Source organism: Mycobacterium sp. NGS67 (assembly GCF_059812185.1).
The window spans coordinates 1-208 of sequence record NZ_JCALCF010000107.1 but is presented as its reverse complement, the minus strand read 5'-3'; the positions used below and the strand labels follow the sequence as shown (position 1 = coordinate 208).

The window sequence follows — 208 nt, the reverse complement described above, 5'->3', positions numbered from 1 at the left end:
GTTCAACGGGATCCGCATGCCGAAGTCCACGGGAATCTCGTCGATGCGCATCGAGTAGGAGAACCCGTTGATGCCCTGGGCGTCGCCGCGGATGAACATCCCGTTGTTCATGTTGCCGGAGTTGCCGATGCCGGTGTTGATGTTCCCGGAGTTACCGATCCCGGTGTTGAGGTTGCCGGTGTTGAACCAGCCGGTGTTGGTGTCCCCG

1 protein-coding gene is annotated in these 208 nt (G+C 60.6%); it reads right to left on the bottom strand.

Annotated features, from left to right (window positions below):
• Nucleotides 1-208 (bottom strand): pentapeptide repeat-containing protein (locus AC5Y4D_RS27440; RefSeq protein ID WP_500038790.1); only part of this gene is annotated, 208 nt, incomplete at both ends.